The sequence below is a fragment of the Bacillus sp. BML-BC051 genome (genome assembly GCF_019656175.1).
GTDB classification, from domain to species: Bacteria; Bacillota; Bacilli; order Bacillales; family Bacillaceae_G; genus Bacillus_A; species Bacillus_A mobilis.
Map to the genome: position 1 here is coordinate 91,233 of NZ_BPLI01000017.1, position 20,016 is coordinate 111,248.

The window sequence follows — 20,016 nt, forward strand, 5'->3', positions numbered from 1 at the left end:
GTTATTTTCTACAATTATCGTTTGATGTTGTAGAAAGATTTGATACCATCGTAAACAGCGATTTCGCCTAGTTCGTCTTCGATGCGTAATAATTGGTTGTACTTAGCAATACGGTCAGTACGGCTCATAGAACCAGTTTTGATTTGGCCAGCGTTAGTTGCAACTGCGATGTCAGCGATTGTAGCATCTTCAGTTTCACCAGAACGGTGAGATACAACTGCTGTGTAACCAGCACGTTTAGCCATTTCGATAGCTTCGAAAGTCTCAGTTAAAGTACCGATTTGGTTAACTTTAATTAAGATTGAGTTAGAGATACCTTTTTCAATACCTTCAGCAAGTTTTTGCGTGTTAGTTACGAATAAATCGTCACCAACTAATTGTACTTTATCACCGATACGCTCAGTTAATAATTTGTGACCATCCCAGTCGTTTTCGTCTAAACCATCTTCAATAGAGATGATTGGGAAGTCTTTGCAAAGCTCTTCGTAGAAATCAACCATTTCTGCAGAAGTTAAGCCAGTACGGCCTTCGCCTGCAAGGTCATATTTACCAGTTTCTTTGTTGTAGAACTCAGAAGAAGCAACGTCCATTCCTAAGAATACGTTCTCGCCAGCTTTGTAACCAGCTTTTTCGATAGCTTCGATGATTACTTCTAATGCTTCACGGTTAGAACCAAGGTTTGGAGCGAATCCACCTTCGTCACCTACTGCAGTATTAAGACCTTTGTCATGTAATACAGCTTTAAGTGCATGGAATACTTCAGCACCCATACGGATTGATTCTTTGAATGTTGGAGCACCAACTGGTAAGATCATGAACTCTTGGAAGTCTACGTTGTTATCAGCGTGAGAACCACCGTTGATGATGTTCATCATTGGAGTTGGTAATTGTTTTGCATTGAATCCACCAAGGTAACGGTATAATGGAAGACCTACGAAGTCAGCTGCTGCGTGAGCTACTGCCATAGATACACCAAGGATAGCGTTAGCGCCTAGTTTACCTTTGTTTGGAGTGCCATCTAATTCGATCATAGCACGGTCGATACCAGCTTGATCAGTTACGTCGAAACCAACGATTTCTGGAGCGATTGCTTCGTTAACGTTGTTTACTGCATTTAGAACACCTTTACCAAGGTAACGAGATTTGTCACCGTCACGTAATTCTACTGCTTCGTGCTCACCAGTAGATGCACCACTTGGTACGATAGCGCGTCCGAAAGCGCCGCTTTCTGTGTAAACTTCTACTTCTACAGTTGGGTTACCACGAGAGTCAAGGACTTCGCGAGCATAAACATCAATAATTGTTGACATAATAAATTCTCTCCTTTTTATATAAGCAAATTATTTAATAATTGTTTTACCTGTCATTTCTTTCGGTTGTTCCACATTTAAAAGTGTAAGCATTGTTGGGGCGATATCTCCTAAAATACCACCTTCACGAAGCTCTACGTCATTTTTTGTAACGATGAAAGGAACCGGGTTAGTTGTATGAGCTGTCATTGGTTCACCATCAGCAGTTAACTCCTGATCAGCATTACCATGGTCAGCAGTAATAAGTGCTACACCATCTTTTGCAAGAATCGCTTCTACAACTTTTCCTAAACATTCGTCAGTTGCTTCTACTGCTTTAATTGTTGGTTCCATCATCCCAGAATGGCCAACCATATCACAGTTCGCAAAGTTAAGAATGATAACATCATGTTTATCATTTTCGATTTCATTTACTAAAGCGTCCGTTACTTCGTAAATGCTCATTTCAGGTTTCAAGTCATACGTTGCAACCTTCGGTGAGTTAATTAAGATACGCTCTTCTCCTGGGAATTCAGCCTCACGACCACCGCTAAAGAAGAATGTAACGTGCGGATACTTTTCAGTTTCCGCGATGCGAAGTTGCTTTAATCCCGCTTGCGCAACAACTTCACCTAATGTGTTATCAAGATTCATTGGCTTGAATGCCACGTAACCATCTACAGTTTCACTGAAATGTGTCATACAAACGAATTCAGGAATGTGAGGTACTTTTTCACCACGATCGAACTCACGGAAGTCTTCGTTTGTAAATACACGAGCAATTTGAATTGCACGGTCTGGACGGAAGTTATAGAAGATAACTGCATCATCATCATTGATTGTTGCAACTGGCGTGTTATCTTCGTTAACAATTACAGACGGCAATACGAATTCATCGTAGATACCATTTGCATAAGAGTCTTCTACACACTCTTCTGCTGATTTATAAGTAGGGCCTTCACCATTCACCATAGCACTGTAACATTTTTCTACGCGATCCCAACGCTTGTCACGGTCCATAGAGTAATAACGACCAGAGATAGTCGCGAATTGTCCTACTCCTGTTTCTTTAATCACTTCATTTGTTGCATCGATATAACCTTTTGCTGTTTGTGGTCCAACATCGCGGCCATCTAAGAATGCATGGATATAAACTTTCTCCACGCCTTCTTTTGCTGCTAAGCGAAGAAGAGCAAACATATGGTTCATGTGGCTGTGCACACCACCGTCAGAAAGTAAACCGAATAAATGAAGAGCAGTACCTTTTTCTTTTACGCTTTTAATTGCATTTTGGAACGTTTCGTTCTGATCGAACTCACCTTCACGAATTGCAACGTTTACGCGTGTTAAGCTTTGATATACAATGCGGCCAGCACCGATATTTAAGTGACCAACCTCAGAGTTACCCATTTGACCTTCTGGAAGACCCACTTCCTCACCACAAGCTGTAAGCGTTGTGTGAGGGAATTTGTTCCAGTAACCATCAAAATTAGGTTTCTTAGCTTGTGCTACAGCATTCCCATGAGTTTCTTCACGTAGTCCGAAACCATCAAGAATGATTAAAGCTGTTGGCTTTCTCATTTTACCGCCCCCAGAAGACCTAAGAACGAAGCAGGCTCTAAGCTAGCACCGCCAACTAAAGCGCCGTCGATGTCAGATTGTGCCATATACTCTTTAATGTTTTCTGGTTTTACGCTACCGCCGTATTGAATACGAACAGCTTCTGCAGCTTCTGGAGAAACAGCTTCTGCAACAACTTTACGGATGTGCGCACATACTTCGTTTGCATCTGCAGAAGAAGAAGATTTACCTGTACCGATAGCCCAGATTGGCTCATAAGCGATAACAGTTGCTTTAACTTGCTCTTCTGTTAAACCTGCAAGTGCTTTTGTCACTTGACCTGCTACTAGATCAAATGTTTTTCCGCTTTCGCGCTCTTCTAAAGTCTCACCACAACATACGATTGGTGTTAAACCATGTTCAAATGCAGCAAGAGTCTTTTTGTTTACTGACTCGTCTGTTTCAGCAAACATTTCACGACGCTCAGAGTGGCCAAGTACTACGTAGCCTACTTTTAAGTCGCTAAGTGCTACTGGGCTAATTTCGCCAGTGAATGCACCATTTTTTTCGAAGTGCATGTTTTGTGCACCTACTTGTAAATCAGTTCCTTCAGTCGCTGCTACTAAACGCTCTAAGAATAGAGCTGGAGAGCAAACTACTGCATCAACAGCTGTAGCTGCTGGGATTTGACCTTTAACTTCCTCTACGAAGCTAACTGCTTCAGATAGAGTTTTATTCATTTTCCAGTTACCTGCGATAATTGGTTTACGCATGCTTTGCACCGTCCTTTTTCTTTGGCTGCTACTTATTTGTCGTTAAGACAAACTACACCTGGAAGCTCTTTACCTTCCATGAATTCTAATGACGCACCGCCGCCAGTAGAAATGTGGCTCATTTTATCAGCCATACCGAATTTTTCAACAGCTGCTGCAGAGTCACCACCGCCGATAACAGAGTATGTATCTTCTGCATCTGCTAATGCTTGTCCTACTGCTTTTGTACCTTCTGCGAATGGAGTCATTTCGAATACACCCATTGGTCCATTCCATACAACAAGCTTAGAATTTTTAATTACATCTGCATAAATTTCACGTGTTTTAGGACCGATGTCCACGCCTTCCCAGTTAGAAGGGATAGAGTCGATACCTACGATTTGAGTTGTTGCAGTTTCAGAGAATTCCTCTGTGATTACAACATCAACTGGCATGTAGAAGTTTACGCCTTTTTCTTTTGCAAGTTGCATAAATTCTTTAGCTAGTTCGATCTTGTCGTCTTCACATAGAGATAGACCAATTTCATGACCTAAAGCTTTAACGAATGTGTAAGCAAGTCCGCCACCGATGATTAAGTTATCTACTTTGTCTAATAGATGACGAATTACACCGATTTTATCTTTTACTTTCGCACCACCGATGATAGCTGTGAATGGACGTTCTGGGTTAGAAAGTGCTTTACCTAATACATCTAACTCTTTTTCCATTAATAGACCAGATACTGCTGGTAGGTAGTCTGCGATTCCTGCTGTAGAAGCGTGAGCACGGTGAGCTGCACCGAATGCATCGTTTACGAAGATGTCAGCAAGAGCTGCAAATTCTTTCGCAAGTTCTGCATCGTTCTTTTCTTCGCCCGCATAGAAACGTACGTTTTCAAGAACTAATACGTCGCCTTCGTTCATTGCTGCAACCATTTCTTGTGCAACTGGTCCGAATGCTTCGTCTGCTTTTTTAACATCTTTACCAAGAAGCTCGCCTAAACGTGCTGCTACTGGAGTAAGACGTAATTCTTCTACTGCTTGACCTTTTGGACGGCCTAAATGACTTGCTAAAATAACTTTCGCACCTTGCTCTACTAAATATTGAATTGTAGGAAGAGCTGCACGGATACGAGTTTCATCTGTAATTTTGCCTTCTTTCATAGGTACGTTGAAATCAACGCGGCAAAATACACGCTTACCTTTTAAATCTACGTCACGAATTGATTTTTTGTTCATTGGATTTCCCTCCGACTACTAGTTAGGATTGACAAAACCCACTCAAAAGCTTAACACATTTGCTTTTAAAACGAAAGAAGAGAGAGAGGGAACAAACCCTCTCCCTCGTTTTGTCATTGATTACTTATATAATTAAGAATTAAAGACCTTTAGAAGTCATGTATGCAGCTAGGTCTACTACGCGGTTAGAGTAACCAGTTTCGTTATCGTACCAAGAAAGTACTTTAACCATGTTACCTTCCATTACCATTGTAGATAATGCATCGATTGTAGAAGAAGCAGTACATCCGTTATAGTCGATAGATACTAATGGCTCTTCGCTGTATCCAAGGATACCTTTTAATTCGCCTTCAGCTGCTGCTTTGAATGCTGCGTTTACATCTTCAACTGTTACTTCTTTGTCAAGTTCAACAACTAAGTCAACAAGAGAAACGTTAGCAGTTGGAACACGTACAGCGCCACCGTTTAATTTACCTTTAAGTTCTGGTAATACTAATGCTACAGCTTTAGCTGCACCAGTAGATGTTGGAATCATGTTTTCAGCTGCTGCACGAGCACGACGTAAATCTTTGTGTGGTAAGTCTAAGATTTGTTGGTCGTTAGTGTAAGAGTGAATTGTTGTCATCATTCCGCGTTTTACGCCGAATTTTTCGTTTAATACTTTAGCGAATGGAGCTAGACAGTTTGTAGTACAAGAAGCGTTAGATACTACGTTGTGGTTAGCTGCATCGTATTGTTCGTGGTTAACACCCATAACTACAGTGATATCTTCGTCAGAAGCTGGAGCTGAGATGATAACTTTCTTAACTGATCCACCTAAGTGTTTTTCAGCGTCTGATTTTTTAGTGAAACGGCCAGTAGATTCTACTACTACTTCTACTCCGTAGTCGCTCCATGGTAATTGAGCTGGGTCACGCTCAGCGATAACTTTAATTTCTTTACCGTTAACAACGATGCTGTTTTCGTTAGCAGATACTTCTGCATTTAAAGTTCCGTGAACTGTGTCATATTTTAAAAGGTGAGCTAATGTTTTAGCATCTGTTAAGTCGTTGATTGCTACTACTTCTACCTCAGAGTTGTTAAGAGCTGCGCGGAATACGTTACGTCCGATACGTCCAAATCCATTAATACCAATTTTAGTCATTTGAATTTCCTCCTTGGGGGATTATATTAAAGGGTAATACCCTTTGTTAACTGTTTTGCTGCACCTTCATCTGTAATTAGAATTGAAGTGTGCCCTTGTTTAATTACAGCCTGTATTGCCTTTGCCTTTGAAGAACCTCCAGCGACTGCAACAACGTGAGATACATGTTGTAAATCCTCAAGTTGCATACCAACTGTTCTTACTTTATGAACAACATTTCCTTGTTCATTAAAGTAGTAACCGAAAGCTTCGCCAACTGCTTCGCTTGCTTGAATCTTTAACCAGTCTGCTTCTGAAGTATTTCTGCGACGTGCCATTGTTAACGCATCACCTATTCCATGAATGACGATATTGGAAGATCGAATCAACTCAAGAACTTCTTTCACGGAAGGCTCTGTCACAATAGACGCATATGCTTCGCTACTAACATGGTCTGGAACATACAATAAGCGATAATTACTCATCGTATTTTGCGCCATCTTGGCACAAATGGTATTGGCTTCTAATTCGACGCCCTCTCCAATTCCACCACGTGCTGGGACAAATAGCATATGTAAATCTTTGCAATCAAGCTGCATCATGTCCGCAGCAGCAGCTAGCGTAGTTCCTCCAGCCACAGCAACGATATTATTCGCTGTCAGACGGTCTTTTATACAAGTCACACAAGCACGGCCCATCTCCAGTTTGACCCAAGGTGATTCATCACTATCACCAGGGACAACGAAAACTTCATCCAAGTCTAATGTTTCCTTAAGTTGCTTTTCTAAAACCTTTAACCCGGAAATTTCTTTCATAAAGTCTTCCAAAGCAAGAACTAAAGCTGTTCCTTCTTCTGTCAAAGTCATTCCAGAAGAAGCGACGTGAACTAAGTTTTGTTCTTTCAAAACTTGAACTTCACTTCGCAATACTCGTTCTGTCATACCGAGACTTGCTGACAAATTTCTTCTTCCAATCGGCTGCATGAGCCTAATGTATTGAAGAATTTGCATTCTCGTTTGCATAACAGGTAGCAGATCAGGTAATAATTTTTTTGTGTTCTGAATCCATGAGCGCATATCTTTTCTCCTCACTACATTGGTTCATTTTTCCTTGTGGTCACTTTTCGTCCCGTAGTGACATTTTGCGTCCCACATAGGTTAAAAAAATAATCCCTGCTACGTGTATTATTGTAACAGGAGATAGAAACTTATTCAACTCTTAACTGCATTCTTTATATAGTTTATTATGACACCTTTGTGAATGTTACCATATTCCACCTGTTTTCCGCCTATTTCTACAACCGGAATCATTAGGTGATACTTTTCTAAAAGGTCATTATCTTCATATATATCTATTTCCTCAATATGAAAAGAATATTCACATTGAACTTCCTGTAAAACTTGTTTCGCCTGCACGCAAAGACCACAATCTTTTTTTGTATACAGTACAACTTTCATTTTCTTCACCTATCCGATCGTTTTTCGCAATGACGACGCTGGAATGTGCATTTGTTCTCTATACTTTGCCACTGTTCTTCGAGAAATAACGATTTCATGCTCTTCTTCTAATAATTTTGAAATCTTTTGATCTGAAAGTGGCTTTTTCTTATTCTCTGCCTCAACAAGCGTTTGGATAAATCGTTTCACACGCTTTGTAGAAACTGCTTCATCTTCAGTAGTCGAAACAGCATTACTAAAGAACGATTTCATCTCAAATAAACCGTGTGGTGTTTGCACATATTTATTTCGCGTTGCACGACTAATTGTAGATTCATGCACACTTAACTCTTCCGCTACCTCTTTTAAAGCAAGTGGCTTTAAATGTTCTGGACCTTCCCAGAAGAAATCATGTTGTTTTTCCATAATAATGGTCATCACTTGCAGAAGCGTTTGTTTTCTCTGTTTTAAGCTGCGCATAATCCACTGCACATGCTGATACTTTTCTGATACGTAAGATGCTACTTCACTTTCACTATTATTCAGAAGCGCACTATACTCAGAATGAATTTCAATTCTCGGCATATTTCTCTCGTTCATTTGTAAAACGAGACGATCACCATCTTTTTTCACCGCCATATCAGGCACGATATAAAGTGGTTTATCAGAAGAAAACGCAAGACCTGGTTTCGGCTGTAATGACGTAATACAGTTCACCGCCGATTGCAATTCCTCATTACTACACTTCAACACTTGAACGAGCTTTCGCCAATCTTTCTTCACGAAATAAGCGAAGTGATCCTCTATAACCTCTTCCGCTAATCCATTCCGTCTTTGTAAGCGCTTCAATTGTAAGGTTAGACATTCCTGAATATTACGCGCCCCTACCCCTGCTGGCTCGAGTGATTGGACAAGCTCTACAGAGCGGTCGACTACATGAAGCGGTGCGGAAAGGAGATCTGCTAACTCTTCGTTCGTTTCTTGTAAATATCCATTTCCATCCATGTTCATAATAATGAAAGAAGCTACCTTTCGCTCTTCTTCATCTATTTTATAATACTGTATTTGATTTAATAAATGTTGCTGAATCGTTGTAGAATCCACACTGTAGATTTCCATCTGATTCTCGATTTGTTTGCTGGTACTTTTACTGTTGTTAGAGCTCTTTTTCTTCTCCCTCTCAAAACCACCTAACTCAATAAGGGGATTCTCTAACGATTGCTCATACAAAAACTCCGATAATTCTTGTACATTATACTGGAGCATTGTAATCGCTTGCCTTAACTCTTGTGTCATTGCCAAACGTAAGCTTTGTTCTTGTAAAAGACTTGCCTTCAAACTAATCTCCCCCTTGTTTCTATTGTACAATAAGTTTGGTAAAAGGAGAATCCTATGACAGACACCCATTCCAAAATATTATTAATTTATATGTATTAATGAGATTTACAACTTACAACTGAAATTTGAATAATATTGAAAGAAAATAATAAACCAAAAAATTTATTATCAAGTACTAATAGTAAATCTTATTACTAGATATAACAAGAGGGAAATAAAAAAGTCCTAACCTACAATACGTAAGTTAGGACTTTTTGACGCGCCCAGAGGGATTCGAACCCCCGGCAGACGTGGTACCGGAAACCACCGCTCTATCCGACTGAGCTATGGGCGCATGATTATAGAAAACACTTCATTTTCTTTCCATAATAATAGCAATAAAATCCATCTAAATCAATAAAAATATCCCCGTAATCCTTTATGCACCTTAGTTAGTAGTATATTAACTAAGCACTCTCTCCTAAATTTTCCAATCATAAATTCACCCCAACTCACAAATTATAACCTTTGAATTGATATTCCAAAGGGGGCTTCATTCAATGACTGTAATTACAAAACTAAAGCAAACTGTTTCTGGATTAAAAAGTGCACAAGCGAGCTTAGAGGGATTCGCTCTTGATACGGATAACCAACAAGCAAAGCAACTTTTCCAAACAGCTGCAGAGCAAACGCAAACGATTATCGATTCTTTAAATCCACGCGTTGAAGAAGTCCAACAAGAAGAACCACAATACTCACAGCAATAACGTATTCGTCATGCTGTGAAATAGAAAAAGGATGATATGCAGTCATCCTTTTTCTATCACATTACATATTGCAATAGAAATGGAATGATAATCATGCGAAAACTCGGCCTCATAACCGCGTTATTTGCCCTTCTATGTAGCTCTTTTACCGGATGTGATAATAGTCCCTTAGATAAAAAAGTGAAAGAAGAAGCAAAACGAACGGAGAAAGAGAAAGGTCCCAAATTAACAAAGACGAGTACGGAATCCTTTAATCAATCTATATCACAAGGAGCCAAGAAAAGGGCTCTCGCTATGGATGAAATTATAAAAAGCACAGCAGTGAATTCAAATTTAGATCTCTACATAGCAGTTACACCGGAGCACCACGAAAGGTTTGGATTAAAACCTTTACGTAAGAAGCTTCAAAAGCAGCTAAGTGATGAACATCCTACTTTCGATGTTCGTGTAAGTACAGATAAAAAAATCTTTATGTTACTCGAAAAGCTTGAAAGAAAGATTAAGGAAAAAAAAGTATCTAAAGATGAGATTAATAAGCAATTAAAACTCATCGGAAAAAAAATGGAGTCTAACACTTAACGCTTTTTAAAAGAAAAGGAAGGATCGCAATGTCTAGTAAAGATAAGAACTTAACCCCTGTACAACAGGAGTATAAAAAATCCGAGCAAGAACGAGAACCGAAGCGCCCTGTCTTGAAAAATTGTATAAAAGCCTTTTTCGTCGGTGGTTTTATTTGCTTCATCGGACAACTCATTTCTACGTTTTATATCACATATTTTGATTTCACTGAGCGTTCCGCAGGAAATCCAACAGTCGCAACTCTTATTTTCATCTCCATGTTGCTAACTGGATTCGGTATATATGACCGCTTTGGGCAGTTTGCTGGAGCAGGCACAGCTGTACCCGTTACTGGATTCGGTAACTCTGTTATTGCCGCATGTATCGAACACCGAACTGAAGGGTTCGTACTCGGCGTTGGAGGAAATATGTTTAAATTAGCCGGTTCTGTTATTTTATTTGGTGTATTTTCAGCTTTCGTCATCGCACTTATTAAAACGATTCTCGTTCAATGGGGAGGGCTATAAATGTTACAAGGACACCGAACGTGGGTATTTGAAAATAAGCCCGTTATTATTTCAACAGGAGTCGTTGGTGGACCGTTTGAAGCAAAAGGGAACATTCCAGAAGACTTCGATATCCTTCATGAAGATTTATGGCTCGGACAGGATTCCTATGAAAAAGCCCATAAAATTTTATTCGAAGAAGCTTGTAGCCGTGCTACTGAAAAAGCCAAGCTTCGTAAAGACGATATTCAATTTGTACTTGCAGGAGATTTAATTAATCAAATCACTCCAACAAGCTTTGCCTGCCGTACACTCGGAACACCATACCTCGGATTATTCGGAGCATGTTCTACTTCAATGGAAGGCTTAGCACTCGGGGCAAGCATTGTAAATGCAAAAGGCGCAAAATATTTATTAACCGGGGCATCCAGCCATAATGCCGCTGTAGAAAAACAATTCCGGTATCCAACTGAATATGGCGGCCAAAAACCTCCTACCGCACAATGGACAGTAACCGGAGCTGGCGCAGCTATTTTAAGCGACACTGGACATGGTCCTAGAGTAACATCTGCAACAATCGGACGAGTGATTGATATGGGATTAACAGATCCTTTTAATATGGGTGGTGCGATGGCCCCAGCGGCTGTCGATACGATTGAAGCTCATTTACGCGAACGACAAATTGACGCCTCTTATTACGACTTAATCGTAACAGGTGACCTTGGACATGTCGGTCGCGAAATTGCCTACGACCTACTACATAAACACGGAACAAAAGTAACGAGCGAACAATTCCAAGATTGCGGAATCATTATTTACAGAGACGGACAACCAGTCATAGCTGGGGCAAGTGGACCAGGATGTTCCGCAACAGTCGTGTACGGTCATTTATTAAACCGAATGAAAAGAGGAGAGTTCAAAAAAATACTTGTCGTTGCGACAGGCGCTTTACTATCTCCACTTACATTCCAACAAGAAGAAACGATTCCGTGTATCGCTCATGCCGTTTCGATTGAATTTGGAGGTGCAACGCAATGATTTTTTTCTGGGCTTTCGTCATTGGTGGACTCATATGTGTAATCGGACAACTTATGTTTGATGTCGGCAAATTAACACCCGCTCATACAATGGCAACACTTGTTGTTGTCGGCGCTATACTGGACGGATTCAACCTGTATGAACCATTAATTGATTTTGCTGGAGCCGGGGCAACTGTACCTATTACAAGTTTCGGTAATGCCCTCGTTCACGGCGCAATGGAAGAAGCTGCAAAACATGGCATCGTCGGCGTCATCACCGGTATGTTTAAAGTAACGAGCGCCGGTGTATCAGCAGCTATTATTTTCGGCTTCATTGGTGCATTGCTATTCAAACCGAAAGGATAAGGTGTTCTTATGACAGTTATCGCTAGCGTTAAAACCTGCCTCGCTAGTGTAAGAGGTGCTCAAGCAAGTTTAAGCTCTCTTTCACTAAATTCACAAGACGCGGAATCAAAACGTGTATTTCATGAATGCATGTTAGAAATGGACAACATCATCACTGATTTACAGAATAGAGTTTCAGTATTAGAACGTGAAGAACCTCAATATAAAGGGTTTTAAGTAGACTGGAGGAAATGACTATGTCTCACCTGCCGGAATGGACACTTGTCATTCTTCGCTCTGTATTCATATTAATTATTTTATTCGCTATTACAAAATGGTTAGGGAAAAGACAAATCTCTCAGCTCTCCTTTTTTGAATACATAGCCGGAATGACAATCGGTGACATTGCTGCCCAAGTATCTACAGGGCTCGATTCAAAATTTTTCCACGGCGTCTTTGCGATACTCATTTTCGCTGTGGTACCTTTTTTAACAGGAATCCTCTCTTTAAAGAACAAAACAGCTCGAGATTTTTTTGAAGGAAAATCTACCGTACTAATAAAAGATGGAAAGATACTTGAAGACAACTTAAAGAAAGAAAAATATACAAGTGACGAATTACTGGAACTTCTTCGTGGAAAAAATGCTTTCAGCGTAGCTGAAGTCGAATTTGCTGTCTTAGAACCGAGCGGAGAATTAAATGTACTATTAAAGAAAGATTCTCAGCCACTTACAGCAAAAGACATCGGCTTAAAAGTACCAAATGAAAAAGAACCACAAACTGTTATTATGGATGGAAATGTCTTAGATGAACCTTTATCCTCAAGCGGACATAACCGTGCTTGGTTACATTCTGAACTAGAAAAGCTCGGTGTTGTTATTGAAAATGTCTTTCTCGGTCAAGTGGATTCATATGGGCAACTTACTATTGACATTTATAATGACAAACTACAAATGCCTTCTCCTCAAAACAAGCCTTTATTATTAGCATCTTTAAAAAAATGTCATGCTGATCTTGAACTATTTTCCCTAGAAACAAAGTCGAAATCAGCAAGCGAAATGTATAGTAAAAACGCGAAAAACATCGAAAAGATTTTAAATAAAGTAACCTATCTTTTAAAAGAATAAATATCGAAAGAACGCTGTAGTAAAAAGGCGTTCTTTTCTTTTTTTCTACAGTTTTTATAACGTTTAAATTTATGTAATTCGGTTATGATGTTGAAGATACATAAGCAGGGAATTTCAAAAACATAGCGAATATTTCATGGTACAACTACATATTTTTTTGATTTAAAGTGGTTTCGTTTGACCTTTATTGACCATAATTGTATTATAAGACTAAGAAAGCTTTAGAAGGAGGAAATAACAGATGAATTTAATTCCTACAGTAATTGAACAAACAAATCGTGGAGAACGCGCTTACGATATTTACTCTCGACTATTAAAAGACCGCATCATTATGCTTGGTAGTGCAATTGATGACAACGTAGCTAACTCAATCGTTTCCCAGCTTTTATTCTTGGAATCTCAAGATCCAGAAAAAGATATTCACATCTACATCAACAGCCCTGGTGGTTCTATCACAGCAGGTATGGCAATTTACGATACAATGCAGTTTATTAAACCACAAGTATCAACAATCTGTATCGGTATGGCTGCATCTATGGGTGCATTCTTACTTGCAGCAGGTGAAAAAGGAAAACGTTATGCACTTCCAAACAGTGAAGTAATGATTCACCAACCACTTGGCGGAGCACAAGGTCAAGCGACTGAAATCGAAATCGCTGCAAAACGCATCCTATTCTTACGTGAAAAACTAAACCAAATTCTTGCTGACCGCACGGGTCAACCACTTGAAGTACTACAACGCGACACAGACCGCGACAACTTCATGACAGCAGAAAAAGCTTTAGAATACGGTTTAATCGATAAGATCTTTACAAATCGTTAATAGATTTAAAGCGGAAGCGGCTCGTTTAGAACAGGAGGAAGTTGGAACCCCTGATTCCGAGGCGCTTTTTTGCCTCGAATGAAGGGGTGAAACGACCGACTGTTCTAGCCGCTGGAGCTGGATAGAATTTAAAGCGGAAGCGGCTCGTTTAGAATCGCAGGGTGTTGGAGCTTTTACATCTGAGGCGCTCTTTTTGCCTCGAAGGTAAAAGCGAAACAACCGGAGATTCTAGCCGCTGGAGCTGGATAGAATTAAAGCGGAAGCGCCCTATAACAGGGCGCTTTTTTTATAGTATGGCCTCCGCACTCGCATACCCCAGCCTCCCAATAACAAACAACCAAACAAAAAAGCTATCGCACATGCGCGATAACTTTTTATTGTATATATGCAGCTAATGCTTCTAAAGCTTCTTCTGCATCTGAACCTTCTGTTGTAATTGTTATCATGCTACCAGTTCCAATTGCTAAGCTCATAATCCCCATTATGCTCTTTGCATTCACTGTCTTTCCATCTTTCTCGATAAAGATATCCGCATGAAAGCGATTGGCCTCTTGTACAAACAACGCAGCCGGACGTGCTTGTAAACCGTTTTTTAATGAAACCTTAACTCTTTTTTGAACCACAGCTCCATTTCCCCTTTAACCTCTTATTTTTTTGCTACCGTTTCCCCCGCGCGTAATTTCTCTGCAATCTCATCGATTTTACGCAAACGATGATTAATACCCGATTTACTAATTTTCCCCCCGGATACCATCTCGCCTAACTCTTTCAATGTTACATCTTGATAATCTCTTCGTAATTGTGCAATTTCTCGCAGTTTATCTGGCAATATATCAAGACCAACTGTCTCATCAATATAACGGATATTTTCAATCTGCCTTAGCGCTGCACCAATTGTTTTATTTAAATTGGCTGTTTCACAGTTCACTAAACGATTTACTGAATTACGCATATCGCGAACGATTCGAATGTCTTCAAATCTTAAAAGTGCATTATGAGCACCTATAATATTTAAAAACTCCGTAATCTTTTCTGCTTCTTTCAAATACGTAATGTACCCTTTTCTTCTTTCCAACGTCTTACTATTTAAATCAAATCCGTTCATCAGTTCACATATAGCATCATTATGTTCCTTATATAACGAAAAGACCTCTAAATGATAAGATGATGTTTCTGGGTTATTTACTGAACCACCTGCTAAAAATGCACCGCGTAAATACGATCGTTTACAACATTTCTTCTCAATCAATTCTTGTGATATATTTCGGATAAATGAAAAGTCGTCTCGAACAATATGAAGATCAGCTAATATTTCACGAGACTTCTCAACAAGCCGCACAATATATACATTATTTTTCTTCAATCGCATTTTTTTACGAACAAGTAATTCTACCGTCACGTCATATCCTTTTTTCAAAAGCGTATAAATCCTTCTTGCAATTGCCGCATTCTCCGTTTGAATATCGATAGATAGACGACGATTTGAAAAAGAAAGCGATCCGTTCATTCGAAGTAACGCTGATAATTCTGCTTTCTCACAGCATTCCTTCATCTCAAGATTCGTCAACTCTTTCTTTGTTTCTGATGCAAATGACACAGTCAACACCTCCTTATACGATTACTTTGGAACAAAAATCTTGTCCTATATGAAAGGATGAGCGTTACCTCAAACGAGGCAACGCACATCTACAACAGTGAATATAAAATAGAAGCTAGTTTTAATGTATCGTGCCTGACAACACGATCATCATACTTCGCTAATTGATCTTGAATGACATCAATATTACTCTCTGCAAAACGTTCTTCATCTACTACAACTGGTGCCGACATTTCTTCCTCATATAACTGACGTAATTCACAAGGAATATCACGGTTATTTACAATTGCAGTATCGATAAATGGTTTACCTAAATGATCATGTAACGCCTGCACATGGTCAAACGCAGTATATCCCATCGTTTCACCAGCTTGCGTCATAACATTACACACATATACCTTCTTCGCTTTTGCAGCAAGAACAGCGTCCCCAATTTTGTTAACAACTAAATTCGGTAATATACTCGTATACAAACTTCCTGGACCAAAAACAAGTAAATCAGCTCGTTTAATCTCAGCCAACGTTTCATGTAACGGCTCTACATCTTCTGGAGTTAAAAAGACGCGGTTAATCTTCTTTCCGTAATAAGGAATCTTTGATTCACCTGTTACAATTTCTCCATCTTCTAGTTCCGCATGAAGTACCGCACTTTGATTCGCTGCCGGTAACACACGTCCTCTGACGTTTAATACTTTACTCGTTTCCGTAATCGCATGGAAAAAGTCTCCTGTAATCGAGGTCATACCCGCCAATAATAAATTTCCTAACGCATGACCTTTCAGACCGTCTCCCGTTGTGAAACGATGCTGGAATAAAGCTTCCACCAGCGGCTCTACATCTGATAACGCAACAAGTACGTTACGAATGTCACCTGGGGGTGGAATTTCTAGCTCATCACGTAATCTACCTGAACTGCCACCATCATCCGCGATTGTAACAACTGCTGTAATATCAACTGGATATTGTTTTAATCCTCGTAATAAAACAGAGAGTCCAGTACCGCCTCCCATGATAACAATTTTAGGTTTTCTCTCCTTTTTCATCCCTTAATGGCCCTTTCTCTTCTCCACATCACGATGAGATACATGAACGCTATACTCTGGTTTCAAATGTTTCCCAAGGTATTCTGTAAGCGTAACAGAACGATGCTGTCCACCTGTACATCCAATTGCGATTACAAGTTGACTCTTGCCTTCTCTTTTATAATGAGGCAGCATGAAAGTAATAAGATCCGTCAATTTCTCTAAAAACTTATGTGTCTCATTAAATTTCAGCACATACGATGAAACTTCCTCATCTAGTCCTGTTAATGGCTTCATATGTGGAATGTAATATGGATTTGGTAAAAAACGAACATCAAATACTAAATCTGCATCAATTGGAATACCGTACTTAAATCCAAATGACATAACATTTACACGAAATGCTTGCTCAGTTTCAGTTGAAAACAGATGAACAATTTTTTCACGTAATTCTTTCGGTTTTAAATCCGATGTATCAAGCACAATATTCGCTCGTGCCTTCATATCAGTTAATAAGCTGCGCTCCATTTCGATTCCCTTTAACGGCAAACCAGTTGGTGCAAGTGGATGCGAACGTCTCGTTTCTTTATAACGCGTTACAAGCGTGCCATCTTTCGCATCTAAGAATAAAATATGAGGAATAATCCATGTGCGTTCTGATAAATCATCAAGCGCTCCCCATAAATGTTCGAAAAACTCTCGGCCACGTAAATCAACGCCAAGTGCTACTTTATTCATTTTTCCTTTTGAATCCGCCATAAGCTCAATAAACTTTGGCAATAACATCGGTGGTAAATTATCAACACAGAAATATCCTAAATCTTCAAAACTTTGTAAAGCTACTGTCTTTCCAGCTCCAGACATTCCTGTAATAATTACCATTTTTATATCATTATTCTCTGTCATCGTATCCTCTCCTTGACGGTTTAACTCGGATCTAATCGATATGAAAGCAACTCAAAATCTGGGGTATATACAAATGTACCGTAGATTATGCCATTTCCTTTAATTAAATAATCAATAATGTGATAATCTCCTGGCGCCATTGCTAAATCATCAATTTTGTCAAATGTATGCCAACCAATGATGCCTTCTTCGCTCTCTAGTTTGTTTTCTCCTGCAAAATCTGTCGCTAAAAAGGAGAACATCATCCATTCAGAAACAACTTTATCACCTTCTTGGATGACAAAGGTGAAGACCCCTTTTAACGCTGGGTTCTTTAAATAAATACCTGTTTCTTCACGATACTCGCGAACAACGGAATCTCTTACAGTCTCACCACGCTCCATTTTCCCGCCTGGTGCAACCCACCAATTTCGGCGAGGTTTTTGGAGTAAGAGCACTTCATTATCTCTAATTAACACACAGTTTGTCACTCTTTGCATGTTTCTTCACCTCAGCTACTTGCAGTAAATTTCTCACTGCATACTCATTTCATTATACTATCAAAAACAGTTTGCTACAACGAAGGAGCCAGTCCCCTTTCGCTAAGTACTGCTACTCAACAATTTTAAAAAAGCTTTCTAGAACAAGCAATGTAAATGCCTAGACTTTCAATGAATAGCATGAAAAATCCCCTTAACGATTTTTATCGCCAAGGGGATTAAAGTCCTTATTTCTTACCGAAATAAGTAACAATCGCAAATCCTAAAATAAAGGTAATAATTGAACTTATAATTGAAAATCCTCCAGTTGGAATACCAGGGAATACAATTACAATTGAGCCGATAACAAGTCCAATAATTGCCGCAAATGTCATACTTTTATAACGATCTAACAAGAAACTAATTCCTTTACTACTTACAACGAATCCTACCATAACACCAGCACCGATAACTACGATTAAAGGTAAGTTCAGTGTAGTTAAAGCATTAATTGCCGTCGGATACACACCAATAATTAATAAAATAAATGATCCACTAATTCCAGGAAGCAACATGGCCATACTAGCCATCCATCCTGCGAAAAATAAACCAATTGCATTTAAAATTGTTAACGTTGTAATTGGATCTGCTGCCTTATCTGGCTTAAAGAAAGCTGTAATCGCAACAAGAATTGCTGCAACGATTAGTAAAACAATGTGCTTACCTTTAAACGAAGACTTTGCATCAGCTTCTCTCATTAACATCGGTAATATACTAATAATTAAACCGAGGAAGAAAAATTGAGTCGGTTCATAATGATTTGCAAGTAAATATTTAATAACGTGGCTTAATGTTAAAAACGCTGCTGCCACACCAGCTGCAAGGGGAATTAAAAATCCTAAATGTTTTTTCCATTCACGACTAAAGAATCCACTAATTGCCGCAAGTAATTGTTCATAAATTCCTAACACAACAGCGATTGTACCGCCGCTCACACCAGGAATTAAATCACTAACGCCCATACAAAATCCACGATATATATTACGCCATTCCATACTGAATAAATTCCTCATTTCTTATAGTGATTTTTCCGTAAAGTCCAGTATATCAATAAGAAAGCTTATAATCCTAATATTTTTTGACAAAACTTTGACATTTTCACAAAAAAGAAGAAAGCTCCTATCGGTAGCTTTCTTCTCAAAAGGTATGTTATCCCTTACTTTTCTGATACAGTTTTTAGTTCTTCTAATAATTCTTCTACGTAATGTTGTGCACTTTGTGCTGCGATACTACCATCACCAGTTGCAGTTACAATTTGACGTAGCATTTTTTCACGAACATCACCAGCTGCGAAAATACCTGGAACTTTCGTTTCCATACGCTCGTTTGTTTCAAGGTAACCATTTTCATTTGTAATACCTAGTTCAACAAATGGTTTTGATAATGGTAACATACCGATGTATATGAATACGCCATCAGTTTTGACTTCTTTCTCTTCTCCACTGTTTACGTCTACAAGTGTTACGCTTCCTACTTTACCATTTGCATCGTTAATTTCTTTAATAGTATGATTCCAAATGAAATCTACTTTCTCGTTTTGGAAAGCACGATCTTGTAAAATTTTCTGTGCACGAAGCGTGTCACGACGGTGAACAATTGTTACCTTCGATGCGAAGCGTGTTAAGAACACACCCTCTTCAACAGCAGAATCTCCGCCACCAATAACTACAAGTTCTTTTCCTTTAAAGAAAGCCCCATCACATACTGCACAATATGATACACCGCGTCCGCCAAGTTCAGCTTCGCCTGGCACACCAATTTTTTTATACTCTGCACCGCTTGCAACGATAATTGCACGTGCTTTATATTCTTTTTTACCAGCAATAATTGTTTTGTATTCTTTACCATCGATGACTGCTTTCACATCACCGTATGCATATTCAGCACCAAATTTCTTCGCATGCTCGAACATTTTATTCGATAAGTCTGGTCCTAAAATAGACTCATAACCTGGGTAGTTTTCTACATCTTCTGTGTTTGCCATTTGGCCACCTGGGATACCACGCTCAAGCATTAATGTGCTTAAATTCGCACGAGATGTATATACTGCAGCTGTCATACCAGCTGGTCCTGCACCAATAATAATGACATCATAAATTTTTTCTTCTGACAC

Annotated in this window: 23 protein-coding genes and 1 tRNA gene; 8 read left to right on the forward strand and 16 right to left on the reverse strand. The window is 39.2% G+C overall.

Translation table 11 applies throughout. The features are described from left to right. Positions 1-14: 14 nt before the first annotated feature. The 9 genes from eno to K5S59_RS08505 all read right to left on the reverse strand — a co-directional run bounded on the left by eno (position 15) and on the right by K5S59_RS08505 (position 9,070). Positions 15-1,310 carry a phosphopyruvate hydratase gene (gene eno / locus K5S59_RS08465; protein ID WP_000103948.1) on the reverse strand — a complete coding sequence of 432 codons (1,296 nt, stop codon included), beginning with the start codon at positions 1,308-1,310 and terminating at the stop codon, positions 15-17. Between the two features lie 30 nt (positions 1,311-1,340). Then, positions 1,341-2,870, reverse strand: a complete 1,530-nt coding sequence (gene gpmI, locus K5S59_RS08470; RefSeq protein WP_001231144.1) for a 2,3-bisphosphoglycerate-independent phosphoglycerate mutase — start codon at positions 2,868-2,870, stop codon at positions 1,341-1,343. Continuing rightward, a complete protein-coding gene (tpiA, locus tag K5S59_RS08475; protein ID WP_001231046.1) occupies positions 2,867-3,622 on the reverse strand; it encodes a triose-phosphate isomerase in 756 nt (251 codons plus the stop codon). Before tpiA ends, gpmI begins: the two co-directional genes overlap by 4 nt. A gap of 32 nt (positions 3,623-3,654) precedes the next feature. Continuing rightward, on the reverse strand, positions 3,655-4,839 hold the full coding sequence (locus tag K5S59_RS08480) for a phosphoglycerate kinase (protein WP_001036332.1): 1,185 nt from the start codon (positions 4,837-4,839) through the stop codon (positions 3,655-3,657). 139 nt (positions 4,840-4,978) lie between these two features. Further along, entirely contained in the window at positions 4,979-5,983 is a 1,005-nt protein-coding gene (gene gap, locus K5S59_RS08485; protein ID WP_000161234.1) for a type I glyceraldehyde-3-phosphate dehydrogenase, read from the reverse strand. Between the two features lie 26 nt (positions 5,984-6,009). Next, positions 6,010-7,038 (reverse strand): gapA transcriptional regulator CggR, encoded by a 1,029-nt coding sequence (cggR, locus tag K5S59_RS08490; RefSeq protein WP_001258183.1) that lies wholly within the window; start codon positions 7,036-7,038, stop codon positions 6,010-6,012. Between the two features lie 135 nt (positions 7,039-7,173). Continuing rightward, positions 7,174-7,419 carry a glutaredoxin family protein gene (locus tag K5S59_RS08495; RefSeq protein WP_000869732.1) on the reverse strand — a complete coding sequence of 82 codons (246 nt, stop codon included), beginning with the start codon at positions 7,417-7,419 and terminating at the stop codon, positions 7,174-7,176. Positions 7,420-7,428: 9 nt separating this feature from the next. Then, complete coding sequence (rpoN, locus tag K5S59_RS08500; protein ID WP_000647948.1) at positions 7,429-8,736, reverse strand: RNA polymerase factor sigma-54; 1,308 nt, start codon at positions 8,734-8,736, stop codon at positions 7,429-7,431. A gap of 258 nt (positions 8,737-8,994) precedes the next feature. Next, positions 8,995-9,070 (reverse strand) — tRNA-Arg (locus tag K5S59_RS08505). 205 nt (positions 9,071-9,275) lie between these two features. Here K5S59_RS08505 and K5S59_RS08510 point away from each other — a divergent pair. The 8 genes from K5S59_RS08510 to clpP all read left to right on the forward strand — a co-directional run bounded on the left by K5S59_RS08510 (position 9,276) and on the right by clpP (position 13,860). After that, positions 9,276-9,482 carry a DUF1657 domain-containing protein gene (locus K5S59_RS08510; protein ID WP_000216160.1) on the forward strand — a complete coding sequence of 69 codons (207 nt, stop codon included), beginning with the start codon at positions 9,276-9,278 and terminating at the stop codon, positions 9,480-9,482. 93 nt (positions 9,483-9,575) lie between these two features. Further along, positions 9,576-10,061, forward strand: coding sequence for a YhcN/YlaJ family sporulation lipoprotein (locus K5S59_RS08515; protein ID WP_001228535.1), 486 nt, complete (start codon positions 9,576-9,578; stop codon positions 10,059-10,061). Between the two features lie 29 nt (positions 10,062-10,090). Then, positions 10,091-10,567 carry a stage V sporulation protein AC gene (spoVAC, locus tag K5S59_RS08520; RefSeq protein WP_212981884.1) on the forward strand — a complete coding sequence of 159 codons (477 nt, stop codon included), beginning with the start codon at positions 10,091-10,093 and terminating at the stop codon, positions 10,565-10,567. Then, positions 10,568-11,584 carry a stage V sporulation protein AD gene (gene spoVAD / locus K5S59_RS08525; RefSeq protein ID WP_000938978.1) on the forward strand — a complete coding sequence of 339 codons (1,017 nt, stop codon included), beginning with the start codon at positions 10,568-10,570 and terminating at the stop codon, positions 11,582-11,584. Beyond that, positions 11,581-11,931 (forward strand): stage V sporulation protein AE, encoded by a 351-nt coding sequence (gene spoVAE / locus K5S59_RS08530; protein WP_000575922.1) that lies wholly within the window; start codon positions 11,581-11,583, stop codon positions 11,929-11,931. The genes spoVAD and spoVAE overlap by 4 nt, the downstream gene beginning before the upstream one ends. 9 nt (positions 11,932-11,940) lie before the next feature. Further along, the gene (locus K5S59_RS08535; RefSeq protein WP_000215904.1) at positions 11,941-12,147 is read left to right on the forward strand and encodes a DUF1657 domain-containing protein; all 207 of its coding nucleotides are present in this window, start codon (positions 11,941-11,943) and stop codon (positions 12,145-12,147) included. Between the two features lie 20 nt (positions 12,148-12,167). Continuing rightward, positions 12,168-13,037, forward strand: coding sequence for a DUF421 domain-containing protein (locus K5S59_RS08540; RefSeq protein WP_097845439.1), 870 nt, complete (start codon positions 12,168-12,170; stop codon positions 13,035-13,037). Between the two features lie 241 nt (positions 13,038-13,278). After that, positions 13,279-13,860 (forward strand): ATP-dependent Clp endopeptidase proteolytic subunit ClpP, encoded by a 582-nt coding sequence (clpP, locus tag K5S59_RS08545; protein WP_001049162.1) that lies wholly within the window; start codon positions 13,279-13,281, stop codon positions 13,858-13,860. Between the two features lie 374 nt (positions 13,861-14,234). Here the strand turns inward: clpP and K5S59_RS08550 are convergent, their stop codons facing one another. From K5S59_RS08550 to trxB, 7 genes are all read right to left on the reverse strand, one after another. After that, positions 14,235-14,483, reverse strand: coding sequence for an HPr family phosphocarrier protein (locus K5S59_RS08550; protein ID WP_000250305.1), 249 nt, complete (start codon positions 14,481-14,483; stop codon positions 14,235-14,237). Positions 14,484-14,506: 23 nt separating this feature from the next. Beyond that, on the reverse strand, positions 14,507-15,457 hold the full coding sequence (whiA, locus tag K5S59_RS08555) for a DNA-binding protein WhiA (protein WP_000006564.1): 951 nt from the start codon (positions 15,455-15,457) through the stop codon (positions 14,507-14,509). An 89-nt stretch (positions 15,458-15,546) separates the two neighbouring features. Beyond that, positions 15,547-16,500: a gluconeogenesis factor YvcK family protein gene (locus tag K5S59_RS08560; protein ID WP_000712183.1), complete on the reverse strand. Its 954-nt coding sequence runs from the start codon at positions 16,498-16,500 to the stop codon at positions 15,547-15,549. 3 nt (positions 16,501-16,503) lie between these two features. Then, complete coding sequence (rapZ, locus tag K5S59_RS08565; RefSeq protein ID WP_000138462.1) at positions 16,504-17,385, reverse strand: RNase adapter RapZ; 882 nt, start codon at positions 17,383-17,385, stop codon at positions 16,504-16,506. 20 nt (positions 17,386-17,405) lie between these two features. Next, positions 17,406-17,864: an NUDIX hydrolase gene (locus K5S59_RS08570; protein WP_001190080.1), complete on the reverse strand. Its 459-nt coding sequence runs from the start codon at positions 17,862-17,864 to the stop codon at positions 17,406-17,408. Positions 17,865-18,091: 227 nt separating this feature from the next. Then, positions 18,092-18,898 carry a DUF368 domain-containing protein gene (locus tag K5S59_RS08575; RefSeq protein ID WP_000455196.1) on the reverse strand — a complete coding sequence of 269 codons (807 nt, stop codon included), beginning with the start codon at positions 18,896-18,898 and terminating at the stop codon, positions 18,092-18,094. Between the two features lie 161 nt (positions 18,899-19,059). Beyond that, complete coding sequence (trxB, locus tag K5S59_RS08580) at positions 19,060-20,016, reverse strand: thioredoxin-disulfide reductase (protein WP_001288064.1); 957 nt, start codon at positions 20,014-20,016, stop codon at positions 19,060-19,062.

Coding starts and splice junctions, on each gene's coding strand:
- K5S59_RS08560 (WP_000712183.1), bottom strand. CDS start 16,500: ATGAAAAAGGAGAGAAAACCTAAAATTGTTATCATGGGAGGCGGTACT.
- K5S59_RS08540 (WP_097845439.1), top strand. CDS start 12,168: ATGTCTCACCTGCCGGAATGGACACTTGTCATTCTTCGCTCTGTATTC.
- K5S59_RS08570 (WP_001190080.1), bottom strand. CDS start 17,864: ATGCAAAGAGTGACAAACTGTGTGTTAATTAGAGATAATGAAGTGCTC.
- cggR (WP_001258183.1), bottom strand. CDS start 7,038: ATGCGCTCATGGATTCAGAACACAAAAAAATTATTACCTGATCTGCTA.
- clpP (WP_001049162.1), top strand. CDS start 13,279: ATGAATTTAATTCCTACAGTAATTGAACAAACAAATCGTGGAGAACGC.
- K5S59_RS08480 (WP_001036332.1), bottom strand. CDS start 4,839: ATGAACAAAAAATCAATTCGTGACGTAGATTTAAAAGGTAAGCGTGTA.
- K5S59_RS08515 (WP_001228535.1), top strand. CDS start 9,576: ATGCGAAAACTCGGCCTCATAACCGCGTTATTTGCCCTTCTATGTAGC.
- spoVAE (WP_000575922.1), top strand. CDS start 11,581: ATGATTTTTTTCTGGGCTTTCGTCATTGGTGGACTCATATGTGTAATC.
- K5S59_RS08495 (WP_000869732.1), bottom strand. CDS start 7,419: ATGAAAGTTGTACTGTATACAAAAAAAGATTGTGGTCTTTGCGTGCAG.
- rapZ (WP_000138462.1), bottom strand. CDS start 17,385: ATGACAGAGAATAATGATATAAAAATGGTAATTATTACAGGAATGTCT.
- spoVAC (WP_212981884.1), top strand. CDS start 10,091: ATGTCTAGTAAAGATAAGAACTTAACCCCTGTACAACAGGAGTATAAA.
- eno (WP_000103948.1), bottom strand. CDS start 1,310: ATGTCAACAATTATTGATGTTTATGCTCGCGAAGTCCTTGACTCTCGT.
- K5S59_RS08535 (WP_000215904.1), top strand. CDS start 11,941: ATGACAGTTATCGCTAGCGTTAAAACCTGCCTCGCTAGTGTAAGAGGT.
- spoVAD (WP_000938978.1), top strand. CDS start 10,568: ATGTTACAAGGACACCGAACGTGGGTATTTGAAAATAAGCCCGTTATT.
- K5S59_RS08510 (WP_000216160.1), top strand. CDS start 9,276: ATGACTGTAATTACAAAACTAAAGCAAACTGTTTCTGGATTAAAAAGT.
- gap (WP_000161234.1), bottom strand. CDS start 5,983: ATGACTAAAATTGGTATTAATGGATTTGGACGTATCGGACGTAACGTA.
- tpiA (WP_001231046.1), bottom strand. CDS start 3,622: ATGCGTAAACCAATTATCGCAGGTAACTGGAAAATGAATAAAACTCTA.
- gpmI (WP_001231144.1), bottom strand. CDS start 2,870: ATGAGAAAGCCAACAGCTTTAATCATTCTTGATGGTTTCGGACTACGT.
- K5S59_RS08575 (WP_000455196.1), bottom strand. CDS start 18,898: ATGGAATGGCGTAATATATATCGTGGATTTTGTATGGGCGTTAGTGAT.